This is a genomic window from Pseudomonas sp. LAMO17WK12:I5 (genome assembly GCF_900215165.1).
Taxonomy (GTDB): domain Bacteria; phylum Pseudomonadota; class Gammaproteobacteria; order Pseudomonadales; family Pseudomonadaceae; genus Aquipseudomonas; species Aquipseudomonas putida_A.
Genome location: NZ_OBDS01000005.1, coordinates 89,558 through 101,809 on the forward strand (window position 1 = coordinate 89,558; position 12,252 = coordinate 101,809).

The following is a 12,252-nucleotide window of genomic DNA, read 5'->3' on the forward strand; positions in this document are numbered from 1 at the left end:
CTAACCCATGTGGGAGCGAGCCTGCTCGCGAATGCGGTGTGTCATTCAAAAATGGGCTGACTGACCTGACGCCTTCGCGAGCAGGCTCGCTCCCACAGGGGATCTATGTAGAGGAAGAGGGCAGTGGTGTAGCGATATTCCGTGGAATTGGGGCTGTAACGCCGGCAGCTCTGCGCTTACCGTGAACTCATCATTCCGCTTCCCGAGACCTGCCCATGTCCCCGCGTCTGGACTACTACAACGCATCGCCCAAGGCGATGAAAGCGATGATCGCCATGGAGGCGCTGACCAGCGACCTGAGCATCGAGGCGCCGCTGTTACAACTGATCAGGATCCGCGCTTCGCAGCTCAACGGCTGCGCGTTCTGCACCGACATGCACTCGGTGGACGCGCGGCGGGCCGGGGAGAGTGAGCGGCGTTTGTATGCGATCGCGGTGTGGCGCGACAGCGGCTTTTTCAATCCGCGTGAACGCGCCGCACTGGGCTGGGCCGAGGCGGTGACGCTGTTGGCGGAAAGTCATGTGCCGGACGATGTTTATCAGCTGGCCAAAGCGCAATTCAGTGAGGCGGAACTGGTGGATCTGACCATGGCCGTCACCACCATTAACAGCTGGAATCGCCTGGCGGTAAGCTTTCGCCAAACCCCGAGCGATTGACGTGCATACCCTGTAATTGGGGTATTTCTAGTGATTGAGGTATTCCTTGTGGTGAGGGGATTCATCCCCGATGGCCTGCGCAGCAGGCCTATAACAATCCGACGCGGGTCCTTCAGATAAACCGAGTCAGCGGGATTGACGACTGCTGCGCAGCCGATCGGGGATAAATCCCCTCGCCACAGGTGTGTTTCCCCTTCCTTTAGGTGTGTGAGTTTCTTAGCCTCAGGTGTTTCGACTCATTTATTGGTTAATGGGGAGGTTCCGTTATTGGCGGGTGGGCGTTGTGGTTTGACTGAAGTGCCGAAGGTATTGCCCATGCGTGTTCCAGTTGCGGCCGGGGTTGCGAGGCCAACCTGATTCGGTGGCCGCTTGTTCACCGGCACATTCAGTGCTTCCTGATTCTTCTGCGCAGCGGCAGCGCCCTCGGGATTGTTGCCCATCTGCTGACTCAGACAATCATAATTCGGCGCCTTGTAGCCACCCACCGTCACCTCCACACAGCCCAGCGGCTGCTCGGCCTGGGCGCTGGCGAAGGCGCTCAGCAGCAGCCCGCCGAGGGCGAATTTCCACAGTGTTTTCATGCAAGCCTCCTGGCCGGCCCGAAGCGGCCGCTCTCTGAATGCAGTCTAGTGCAAGCCTTGCGCGAATCCCGTGATGGTTTTTTTGCACCGCCCGTCACACCAGATTCATAAACAGCCATCAGGATGACGGTTTTCAGGGGTACGTCAGCCGTGCAGCGAGGCAGTTCCAGGGACGGTCTTCAGCGTTCAGCGACTCTCGTGCGCCGGGTGAGTCTGGGGCTGCTGCTTGGCTGGTTCAGCGGAGCTGCGACAGCCGAACCGGTGCCGGCCGATATGCGCATGACGTTGCACATCCCGGCGCAGGATCTGGCCCGGGCGCTGGATCAGTACAGCCATGCCACCGGGGTGGCGGTGCTGGTCGACAGTCAGTTGAGTCGTGGCCGGCGCTCGTTGGCAGTCGATGGCGAATACACCGCTGCCGACGCCTTGCGCCGTTTGCTCGGCGGCAGTGGCCTGATGGCGCGTTATGCCCGCGACGACGCGTTCACCTTGCAAGTGGCGCAGGTCGAGGACGTGCCGTCGGCCCCGGACAAAACCACCCCGGCCAGCGCCGCCGTGAGTCGCAGCTACGCCACCGCGGTGCAAGCGGCGATCGAGCGCAACCTGTGCCGTTCGCCACTGACTCGTCCGGGCAGTTATCGCGCGGTGTTGCAGGTCTGGGTCGGGCGCGACGGCGTGGTGCAGCACAACCGGTTGGTCACCACCACCGGTGATGTACGGCGCGATACCGCGCTGGTGGAGAGCTTTCGCAATCTCAGGATCGACCGGCCGACGCCCAGCGCGTTGCGTCAGCCGGTCACGTTGCTGTTGTTACCGGAGTCGTCAGGGAAACGCATGGAATGCACCAAATGGGAAGGAGTTTCCGGGGGATGAAAGACACCGGACAAGGTTCGATGGTCCAGCTGTTCCTGACGTCCTACGAGGACTTTCGGGTGCGCTTGCGACGCCGTCTCGGCTCGGAAGACCTGGCCAACGACGTGCTGCACGAAACCTACCTGCGGGTCGACCGCATGGAAACGCCGCCGAACCTGCTGCGGCCCAATGCCTACCTGTATCGCATGGCCCTGAACATCGCCGCCGACCGTCGTCAGGCCGATGCGCGCCTGCTCACCGGCGAGGAAGTCGAAGAGCTGCTACAGATCGGCGACGAGGCGCTGGACCCGGCGCGAGTGGTGGGTGGGCAGAAGGAAATCCAGTCGCTTCTCAGCGCCCTCTACGAACTGCCAGCGCGGCGTCGCCGAATCTTCATCGCAGCGCGGCTGGAAGAGGCGCCGCACCTGGAAATCTCCCAGCGCTTCGGCATCTCCACGCGCATGGTCGAAAAGGAAATCAAAGCTGCATTGGGCTTCTGCGCCGCGAAACTGGAAAGAAAAGTGTTTCAACGGTTCGGTCGCGGGGCCGGAAAACCGTCTTCTGAATAGTGCCCGATCAATTCGTTGAGAATCTGCGCGTTTGAACATCTTTCGACTGACACCTGCCAAGCCATCGGCGGCCGACAATCTGCACAGTGAAGCCCACGACTGGTTGGTCCTGCTGACCTCCGGCCGCGCCACCGTGGCTGACGCCCGGGCGTTGCGCGACTGGTGCGCGCAAAGCGCCGAACATGCCCGCGCTTTCGAAGAGGCCAAGGTGTTGTGGCACAACCTGCAGCCTGCCGCTGAAATGCTGCAGTCGCCTCGGCGGTTTGGCCGGCGCGCGTTTCTCGGTGGCGCCATCGCGGCATCGGCGGCGTTTTTGCTGGTGCGCGGGACAATCCCCGGTGGCTTTGAAGGGCTGGGTGCCGACTACATCACCGAAGTCGGCCAGCAGAAACGTTTCGAACCGGCCGATGGCGTAAGCCTGGAGCTCAACACCCAGACCCGTATCAACCAGCGCGCTGGCGATGATGGCGTGCAGGGGTTCGAACTGGTCAGCGGCGAAGTCGAAGTGCAAACCGCACGGTTGCCATTGGCGATGCAGGCCGGAGGAGGGTGGTTGCGGGCCAGTCAGGCGCGGTTCAATTTGCGCAACACCGATCAGCGAGTGTGCGTGACGTGCCTCGATGGTTCGGTGGACGTCAATGTCGATGGCCGCAGCCTGCGCCTGCAGCCGGGTGAACAACTGACCTACGACGCGCAGCAAGTGGGCGCAGTGCAAAGCGTCGACACCGCCGCAGTGATGAACTGGCGCCAACAAGTGCTGGTGTTCAACGGCGCAACCCTCAGCCAGATGATCGACGAGATCAACCGCTACCGCCCTGGCATGTTGCTGCTGCTCAACCGCGAACTCGGCCAACGCCGCGTCCAGGCCCGCTTCAGCCTCGACCAACTCGCCGGCGTCGCCCTGCTGATCCGCGACGCCTACGGCGTCAAATGCACCGAACTCCCCGGCGGAGTCGTCGTCCTCAGCTAACCCAACCCCACCAACCCCACCACCCCCTGTGGGAGCTGGCTTGCCAGCGATGACGGCCAACCAGCCAACCAATCTCTCCCAGACCGCATACGATCCAATTGTAGGAGTGAGCCTGCTCGCGATGACGGCCCGACAGCCGACCAATATCTACCAGCTGCACTCAGTCTATGTGGGAGCTGGCTTGCTCGCGAAGGCGTCCACTCAGCCAACTCATCATCAACTGACCCACCGCATTCGCGAGCAAGCCCGCTCCCACAAGTTTATGCAGTGATGCTAGCTACTGCAGCGGCCCCATCACCTTCCGATACCGCTCCACCCCCTGCGCCGTCTCCCGCGTCAACCGAACCTCCAACCCCAACGGATCCTCCCGCCGATTCCCACTCAACTGCCGCCACCCCTTATCCACCTCCCAAACCCGCACCTGCACATCACTCACCCCCTGCAACACCGCCACCCCAGCCCCCGGCGCCGGCAACGGATACCGACTGCGCGCCTCAGCCACCGCCCGATACAACGTATCCCCCTTGACCCACCAACGCACCCGCTGCAAAGCCCCAGGCTGATCCGCCGCACTGCGAATGATATCCAGCCGAAACCCCTTGCTATCACTGCTCCGCACCGTCAGCGCAGGCGGCGCCGTCGGCGGCTCATCATCCACGCCAACCTTCTTCGGCTCAGTCAACTCCACACCTGCGCGCATCTCCACATCACGCTGCAACTGATTCAACGCCCGCAACAAACTGTCGCTCTGCTCACTGCTCGCCTGCAAATGACTGTCCGCCCGCGTCACACTGTCCAGCCCGCGCCACGCAATCAAACTGACCACCGCCATCAGCAAAATAGCGACCATCACCTCGATCAGGGTAAAGCCCCGTTGATCGTTCATTGCACACTGATCCTGCCACTGCCATCACGCAACACACTCAGCCGATTCAGCCCATCAGACAAGGTCAATTGCAGTGGCGGATTGATCCACTCGGCGTTAAGCACAACCTTCTGCTTCGGCTCCACCCGCACCTCCAGCTTCGGACTCTGCCAGGTGCGCGGCCGCAACTGCGGGTCATCCTTGAAATGCTCAAACCCCCGACCACTGTCACTGCGCCGACTGAAGCGAAAGCCCTTGCTATCACTCACCCACACAATCGGCCGGCCATCGGCGCGCGCCTCCGCCTGCGCCACCTGCAGCAACTGCGCGACACGCTCGGCGTCCTTGCGCAGCAACTGCAGCGGATCCGGCTTGATACTCAGACTGATCGCCGCACTGGCGATGCCGATGATCACCAGCACCACCATCAACTCGATCAGCGTAAAGCCCTGTTGCTTGCCCACATTCATCGGTTGCGCGCTCCGTTGCGTCCTGCCCCGTCCCAAAAAAACATCCTGCACGGCCAACATGTAAGGCGTGTGAAATAAAACCGTGAGAATTGCCGCGTAGCCTGTCAGCAGGGACTAAAAGGAGATTCAGCCCATGATGCTCACCACCCGCATATCCCCCCCGCAAACCGTCCAGGCCCTCGCACTGCTCGCCGCCCTGGTCGGCGTCGCGACCTGGTCGTCGCTACTCCTGACCTCCGCCGAATCCCACACCCCTCCGGCGCCACCGCAAATGCTCGCGGCGCGCAGTGACAGCCCGGCGTTGCAGTGGTTTTCCAACCAGACGGCGCCGGTGGACATCAAGGTGAGCGGGGTGATGGCGGGGAGTCGCGGGGCGGTGGCGATTTTGAGTTTGAATGATGGGCCGCCGAGGAGTTTTTTACAGGGAGAGAGGGTGGGGCCTGGGGTGAAGTTGGTGGCGGTGGAGGGGGATGGGGTGGTGATTGAGCAGGGTGGGGAGAGGGTGCGGTTAGGGGTGGAGAGGTTGGGGGAGGGGGTGGTTTTGCCGAGCCTTATGAGGCCCTGATCTGTAGGGTTGAAGTCGTTATTTTTGCCGTTCAGTTGAATGCCGGTTCAAGGGCCCGTAAAAGCAGGAAACCGTGCTTCTTGTCGCTTCGGGCCTGATGCAAGCAGTCGAGAATGTCTGCTATTGGCCAGAAGCTGACGTTCGGATTGGCGTTGTTTTTTAACCGCCAGCCATAGAGAAATGTTTGGTGGTTCCGGGTGAAAGCAGGGAGTACGTCCTGCTCTCAAAGGCAGTTGAGCTACACAACGGCGTGTGTCGGACCTTCTGGACAGCAACACTTAGCTTTTGTCGCGCATTATCCCGAGTGTGGCGTAGCAATTGCCATCACTAAGCCTGCTACTATTCCCGCAAAAGCACGATGCGTAGGTGCTTGGAGCCTGGGGATAGAGAAGATGGATCACTTCAACGATCTACCGACACGCCACAGTAATCATGTAACGGAAGACAGAGCGGAAGCGGCTTTTCGAAGTTTGATAACGGCCTCCGGAGTCTTTGTGCTGCAGGCCTCCGACCGAAAGGATTATGGAACCGACAGCCAGATTGAAGTTATTGATGGCGAAAGAGCTACGAACGTCAGAATCCATGTTCAATTAAAAGGCACAGAAGGTAATGAAAATGCAGACGGGTCGGTCAGTATCGATATACGGCGATCCAATTTAAATTACTTACTGGTACAGCCTCATTCAATTTTCGTCTGCTACCACGTTCCTACCGATACGCTGCGATTTTGCTCCGCCGACGCAGTAGTGCGGCGGTACGAACATAGCGGGCAGAATTGGGCGCAGCAGCGAACACTCACCGTTAACTTCTCGGAAATTCTTACCGATGCCCGCCTAAAATCCTTGGCAGCGTTGGCGAAGTTCGGCGCCTGGTCGTTACGAAATGCACGGGTCGCGCAAACAACCGTTCGTACCGAAAATCTGTTCAAAACCATAAAAACGGTCTGCTCAGATCTGCATGTTCCAGTAGATGAAGGGCAGGCTGCAGCGATACTTGCAAACCTCTATGACAGAGGCGCGGATGACGTAATCAGCGCCGCGTTTGAGAAGTTCGCATCAGTCTTATCCTTAGATCATGATGCGATGATTTTCTGCTATATGGCGGAGATCAATCTCGGCATGGGTGGGTGTGGCGACAATGCTGCTCGCATCATGGATGGAATTGTCTATCTCGCGTCTAGACTCGACAACGGGCGTATTGACGTGGGAAGCCTCCACTACTCAATTGGCAACGGGTTTTCAGCACTAGGATACGAAGATGAGACCTCAAGGGCATATGAGACGGCTCTTCGCCACCTGACTGGTGACACCCACGGTTTTATGCTGCTTGCGGAGTGCAATAAGAACCTTGGTTCCAGCTACGACAAGTTAGGCAACACGAATAAGGCTGTTGAATTTTATCGTGAAGCGTTGCGTCATAATCCTCATCTTCCCGAAGCGCACTATGCCGTAGGACTCTATTGTCACCGTAGAGGAGAATACAAAGAGGCACTCGAACATTTTGACCAAGTGGTTTTCGCCGAACGTGAATTGGGAAAGCAATCTTCGGTTTCGGGGTGGCGAATAAACGTTCTCTTCAGTCTCGGCGACGGGAAAGCTGCGTTTCGCGAGATAAATACGCTGCTAAGTGATGCTGCGAACTATCCCTGGATCTGGCCCTGGTGTGGTCAGCAAGTCGCTTGCTTCGGACGCACCTCACCAGAAAATGCGAGGCTTAGCATCCCTTTCTGGGATCGGTATCTGAAGGCACATCCGAACTGCCCCAGTGGAGTGAGAGAACGTCTGCTGAATAGGCTTTACTTGCGCTCAGAAGGCTTGTTCGTGGATATGACTTATCCCGCATTGAAAAGTGAACTCGAGGCGAATATCCAGTTTTTGAGTGACGAAGCAGCCGCTGATCTCTGGGATCGCTTGGGGCACTGGGCGCAGGATGAAGACAAATGGGAGGAAGCGGAGCTCTACTTTCGGGCTGCGTATGATCTTGCTGGCGGGCACTATGGTTATTGCCTCGGTACCGCACTGAACTTCCTCAATCGACCTGAGGAGAGTTTGCCGATTTTGCTATTACAATCTCAAGAGATTCAGGTGGATGATATGAGCTGGTTTCAAGTCGCAGTGGCCTACGAGAAACTGGGACAGGTTCGCGAGTCTATCAGCGCTTATAAGAGTGCCATTGCGCTTAATTCCGACTATGAGCTTGCGTGGTTCAATATGGGGGGGGTGCATTGGAACGCCGGAGAGGTGGAGGATGCGATCAGTGTGTGGAAGGCCGCAATAGACAAGTTTCCAGATCACGAGCTGACCGAACAGCTACGCCGCGATCTTCCTATTGTCCTTCGATAGGAAAAAAGCATTCACTTGTAATCAGAAGTTTATAACTGACGCACTTCATTTTTTTGTATTTGAGTTTTTCATGGAGGACAGGCCTTGCGTTTAATAGCTAATCAAAGCATCGATATGACTGAGCCACTGTGGCGATATTTTAAGACGGAGCGTATTGTCAATTTTCTGGAAACAGGAAATTTATATTTCTCGTCAGCCAGGCAGTTTCAGGATCCGTTTGAAGGGGCTGTGGCTGTTCTTCCGCCGGGATTTCCAGTTGACCCCCGATATGCCGAACTAAATGGTGACGATAGAGCATTCGAGCAGTTGCGCCGGCTAACTAAAATAAGTTGTTGGCATCGCGCCTCGTACGAAAGTGATGCGATGTGGCAGCTTTACGCAGAAGATTGGAAGGGTGTGGCAATTAGAACAACTCTTGACCGGATTATAGCGGCAGTGAAACCCTTCCGCCTAAAGCCTGAATACGCACAGGAGGAGCTTTGGGGTGGAAATGTTACGTATGTTGACCTTCTCAAGCGGCGACTTAAGCTAAGCATGATGGAACGGTTTTGGTACAAACACATGGCGTTCTCGTGGGAGCGTGAATTTCGTTTAGCGGTGTCCGTTAGAATGACAGAAGAGTTCGGTGTCGCAGTGCCTGAGCTTGGGGTGTTTATCGAATTCGATCTTGATGTACTAGTTGATAGAATTTATTTAGGTCCTTCTCTAGTCGAGTCCGATATTGAGGCAGTACGCGCCGCAGCAGCACACCGCGGACTTGGTGATCGGGTTCGGGTTTCGAGTCTTCTTGGTAGACCGCGTTATAGCTAACAGTTAAACATTAATATGGAGAGGGAGGTGAAAGCCCCTCCAAAGGAGTGATATTGAGAGAACTCAAATTAGCCGTTCTGGTCTTTATTACTATATTTGTAATAACAGGAATATTGTATTTTTGGTCAATGCATTCAGGAGGAAGCGCCCATATTAGTTCGAACACTCAAGATTGGGGTGGTTTTGGTTCGTATATTGGTGGGGTTTTGGCTCCAGCAGCCTCACTCTTAGCAGGGTATATGGTATATAAAGGCTTTGCTTCCAATGCATATCAGCATAAGTTGTTATTGGCGCGCGAAGCACTTTCAAGATTAGATATTGAGCTTGAGAAAAAGCTTGAGATGCCTTTTAATAATATTTGTTTAGGCGCAGAGTACTATGGTCGCCCGCTCAGAAGCATCATTAACTCTCTTTCCAATAATGAAATTGCAACAACAGAAGCATCAAGTAAGGTGATATTGTCGCTGCTCCACAACACAGCAATATTGGCTAACTCTATAAGATATTATACTGGCCTTTTAGGTGGGCTTCCTTCCGAAGAACAAGATAGTCAATGGCTGGGTGAGCTAGAAAAGAGTTACTGGATTGAAAAGTACTCAGCAATTTGTTCGCGTATGATTCGCATTGTTGGTCAGAGTGCGTTTGAAGAAAAAGCTAGCGCAGAGCAACTCAGGAGCTTTAAATTAGTATTAGGTGGCGAGTAGAGTTGAGGAATCAAAATCGCTTTCTTCGGTCGTTGGTATGGCATCCGGCCTCACAGCTACAGGCATAGGCAACTCTTATGAATAACAACCGTTCGGTCTCTGCTGCAATCGGTGAATAATTGGTTCTTGGAGAACTGTTGAAGAGGAACATTGAGGCCTAGGCCTTACTCATGCAATAGCGCGGAAAGTCGCTTACCCAGCAGCAAACGCGCCTTGTCTCTGCCTTGCTTCATCCTCTCGCGGGAGGCGGCATAGCGCTTAAACACTGGGTAGTATCTCGGTGGCTAGTGAGAATAAGGCGCAGATCTTAGTCGGGCTGCTCGTTAAACTTCTGCTTATGGCCGAAAGCTGTCTGCTTAGAGTGTCCGCAACCGACCAGAATCTGACACAAGGAAATAACGGTAGCCTTGAATGATAAGCCCCCAGCAAATCTCGCATTACTATTCGGACACCACACTTAAAAATTGAGGGTGAACGCCCCCGCACACATTCAATTATTAGAGTTGTTTTTTTGGTTTGCATTTTTTTCTGACTTTAAGAACTGGATCAATGTCAATCGCAACAATTTCAACCGAGAAGTTCAACCCTTTAAGAACTTTGAGGGCATTTTTCAACGTGACCTTTGAAAAAAAAGGCAGCTCTAGAGGCAGTTTTTTTGTTGTCGCGATAGCATAAACAATTTTATAGCTTGCCGGATCTGGGCGCGGCATGGGGTCTGCCAGCCGTAAAGATTTCGGAAGTTTGGAGTTTAGCTTTTTCCTAAACTCGGCATCCCTGATGAATGTTTCGGCCGACACGCAACCCTGTGAGAATAGATGACTTAACGTGCTTGAGCTCCTGTAGTATTTAACGTGGATTAAATCGTTTCCATTTCGAACTAAATCACAAAACTCTAGCTTGTCATATGCACCCCCTACCTTGATGTTTTTCTTGTCAAGCAACTCAAATGAAGGATCACTCGTTAAAGCTTGATTATAATCCTCCTCTCGATCCTCATTGTAAATTGGGAAGCAATGCTTGTAAGTCTCCAGGCTTGACAAGCTTGCATCGACAGTTGTTAAGAACTCACTATTAACTTTATACCAGGTCGAACTTCGCAGGATATATTGATCCGTCCCGTACTTAAGCTCGGCATATAGACACTTGTACGCACTCCAGCTTTTTATAGGATGATATTCTGAGTCATTCACGTGGATTGATGTGTGCTTAAGACTTTCAACGGAAATTGGTAGCGATTTACTTTTTAGGTATGATAGTAGTTGTGGCAGCTCAAGTACTACGTGCCGTTCGCTGCGTGCGTATAAATCAAACGAATAACCGATCTGTTCTTCCCAGTCTACAATTTCTGGTTCTCCAAGCCATAAGCAGGACAAATCTGGACCGCATAGTATTTTTTCCAGTTCGAGATCGAGAATATCAATGTCATCGTGATCTCTAACTTTATTTACATTATCCACCCATTCGAAGCTGTCTGGAAGTTTCTGCTTATACCTCTTAAGCGCTTCCCCAAGAATTTTTTCTAGCTCATTCAGGTCTGTATTCGTGATTACTGTTAATGCATCTCTTCCAGTAACGTGAGATCCGAATAACTCAACGGTTGATATGCCAGTGACGGCGTATAGCATTTCCAACTCAGAATCTATATGCAGGTCAAATATATCAACCTCCTTAGTGCTCTGAGTTCGTGAGTTTAGAGGATTATGGTCATAACTTGACTTGTCTAAGCTTCTAAGTTTGTCTGGATTAACCGAGTTCAAGGTAACGCGCAATCCAAAGTCGCGTTCAATTGCCTCCTCTTGTAAAAGGTGAAAGCCTGTGCCAAATGTTAGTAAGAATATATTCTGATGCACTGTAACGCATAGCACGGCTCCGACACTACTGCTGTTTCCAAAGGCATCAAAGGGAACTTCGGGTCTGGATGTGAACAGTTGAGTCCATGGTGGCGAGTGCTTTGGAGGTTCTTTTTTTATATATAACCTTGCCCCTTCTAGCCCCGAAACGTCAAGCTCTATTGGCGAATTGGTATTTTCCAATTTCAATAGATCGGAGTCTGCGTTTTTTGGATTTTTTGCTAAGTATATGGATAGTTTTTCTTTTCGTTCTTTTTTTATTTTTTGCGCGCTAGCAGCTGAATAACTAGACGCGGTTGCGACGATGCTTCCTGTCAGCATAGCAACTTCTCCTAGCGTTAAATCTTCAATATATTTATTTTTTCACATAGTAAAAATTCGGTATGTACTTTACATTCTGCATTTCTGGCTTCAGGGTTTGCTGAAGTAACTACCTATGACCGCACCGAAAGCAAGCATAGACCAGCATCTACCAATCATCGTCCCTTTTTAAGCCATCCGAAGTGATTCGATGGAAAACTGTCTGTTCGAAACTCTCATCTTCGATCATTTGGCTGCTCACGAACGTCTGCTTTTGGCCGAAAGCAGCCATCGGGTGTGAAATGTAGTCCAAAAACGCAAGTCAGCTGGCCCGATGAGTGGATGGATCTATTTAGAGGAGATTTTCCGCAGTAAAGTCTAAGTAAACACCGGCGTTTAAAAAGACATCTCCAGATACTCACTCAGGCTACACATCCTTGCGCCTTTGCCTACAGCTACGCCAGAATCCGCCGGCTTGTGCGCTTTTGGGTCGGAATCTATTGTGGTTCGGTCGCTGACGAATCAGCGACCGGGTTTCGCAGCCCGGATTAATCAAGGCGCACAGCGCTCCCAATCGTTGCCATTTCTGGCGATGGTGCTTCATGGCGGCTGTGCGCGGGATACCTTCGGGTATGCCGGGTTCCTTGATTCCCGGTCTGCGAACCTGCGTACAGCTGCCACCTCCCTTCGTTTCGCAGCGAACCGTGGCGGCTCCATT

At 53.7% G+C, this 12,252-nt stretch carries 12 protein-coding genes; 8 read left to right on the forward strand and 4 right to left on the reverse strand.

The genetic code is table 11. The features are described 5' to 3' along the window. Positions 1–215: 215 nt before the first annotated feature. A complete protein-coding gene (locus CRO59_RS10075; protein ID WP_097087176.1) occupies positions 216–656 on the forward strand; it encodes a carboxymuconolactone decarboxylase family protein in 441 nt (146 codons plus the stop codon). A 236-nt stretch (positions 657–892) separates the two neighbouring features. On the opposite strand, the gene CRO59_RS10080 is transcribed toward CRO59_RS10075, so the two are convergent. Next, positions 893–1,237, reverse strand: a complete 345-nt coding sequence (locus CRO59_RS10080; RefSeq protein WP_097087178.1) for a hypothetical protein — start codon at positions 1,235–1,237, stop codon at positions 893–895. Between the two features lie 207 nt (positions 1,238–1,444). Between CRO59_RS10080 and CRO59_RS10085 the strand changes: the two genes are divergently transcribed. The 3 genes from CRO59_RS10085 to CRO59_RS10095 are packed head-to-tail and all read left to right on the forward strand — an operon-like array spanning position 1,445 to position 3,628. Then, positions 1,445–2,110 carry a secretin and TonB N-terminal domain-containing protein gene (locus tag CRO59_RS10085; RefSeq protein WP_245223384.1) on the forward strand — a complete coding sequence of 222 codons (666 nt, stop codon included), beginning with the start codon at positions 1,445–1,447 and terminating at the stop codon, positions 2,108–2,110. Then, positions 2,107–2,658 carry an RNA polymerase sigma factor gene (locus tag CRO59_RS10090; protein ID WP_027613107.1) on the forward strand — a complete coding sequence of 184 codons (552 nt, stop codon included), beginning with the start codon at positions 2,107–2,109 and terminating at the stop codon, positions 2,656–2,658. Before CRO59_RS10085 ends, CRO59_RS10090 begins: the two co-directional genes overlap by 4 nt. 31 nt (positions 2,659–2,689) lie before the next feature. Continuing rightward, the gene (locus tag CRO59_RS10095) at positions 2,690–3,628 is read left to right on the forward strand and encodes a DUF4880 domain-containing protein (RefSeq protein WP_097087182.1); all 939 of its coding nucleotides are present in this window, start codon (positions 2,690–2,692) and stop codon (positions 3,626–3,628) included. A 277-nt stretch (positions 3,629–3,905) separates the two neighbouring features. Here the strand turns inward: CRO59_RS10095 and CRO59_RS10105 are convergent, their stop codons facing one another. Both CRO59_RS10105 and gspH read right to left on the reverse strand, forming a co-directional pair. Next, positions 3,906–4,514 (reverse strand): prepilin-type N-terminal cleavage/methylation domain-containing protein, encoded by a 609-nt coding sequence (locus tag CRO59_RS10105; protein ID WP_097087186.1) that lies wholly within the window; start codon positions 4,512–4,514, stop codon positions 3,906–3,908. Then, on the reverse strand, positions 4,511–4,963 hold the full coding sequence (gene gspH, locus CRO59_RS10110; RefSeq protein WP_097087188.1) for a type II secretion system minor pseudopilin GspH: 453 nt from the start codon (positions 4,961–4,963) through the stop codon (positions 4,511–4,513). The genes CRO59_RS10105 and gspH overlap by 4 nt, the downstream gene beginning before the upstream one ends. A 133-nt stretch (positions 4,964–5,096) precedes the next feature. Between gspH and CRO59_RS10115 the strand changes: the two genes are divergently transcribed. The 4 genes from CRO59_RS10115 to CRO59_RS10130 all read left to right on the forward strand — a co-directional run bounded on the left by CRO59_RS10115 (position 5,097) and on the right by CRO59_RS10130 (position 9,384). Next, entirely contained in the window at positions 5,097–5,528 is a 432-nt protein-coding gene (locus CRO59_RS10115) for a type II secretion system protein N (protein ID WP_097087189.1), read from the forward strand. Positions 5,529–5,920: 392 nt separating this feature from the next. After that, positions 5,921–7,870 carry a tetratricopeptide repeat protein gene (locus tag CRO59_RS10120; protein WP_097087191.1) on the forward strand — a complete coding sequence of 650 codons (1,950 nt, stop codon included), beginning with the start codon at positions 5,921–5,923 and terminating at the stop codon, positions 7,868–7,870. 84 nt (positions 7,871–7,954) lie between these two features. Then, positions 7,955–8,680: a DUF2971 domain-containing protein gene (locus tag CRO59_RS10125; RefSeq protein WP_097087192.1), complete on the forward strand. Its 726-nt coding sequence runs from the start codon at positions 7,955–7,957 to the stop codon at positions 8,678–8,680. 53 nt (positions 8,681–8,733) lie between these two features. Beyond that, on the forward strand, positions 8,734–9,384 hold the full coding sequence (locus CRO59_RS10130; RefSeq protein ID WP_097087194.1) for a hypothetical protein: 651 nt from the start codon (positions 8,734–8,736) through the stop codon (positions 9,382–9,384). A gap of 497 nt (positions 9,385–9,881) precedes the next feature. Here the strand turns inward: CRO59_RS10130 and CRO59_RS10135 are convergent, their stop codons facing one another. Then, the gene (locus CRO59_RS10135) at positions 9,882–11,555 is read right to left on the reverse strand and encodes a TIGR04141 family sporadically distributed protein (RefSeq protein WP_097087196.1); all 1,674 of its coding nucleotides are present in this window, start codon (positions 11,553–11,555) and stop codon (positions 9,882–9,884) included. Positions 11,556–12,252 lie beyond the last annotated feature (697 nt).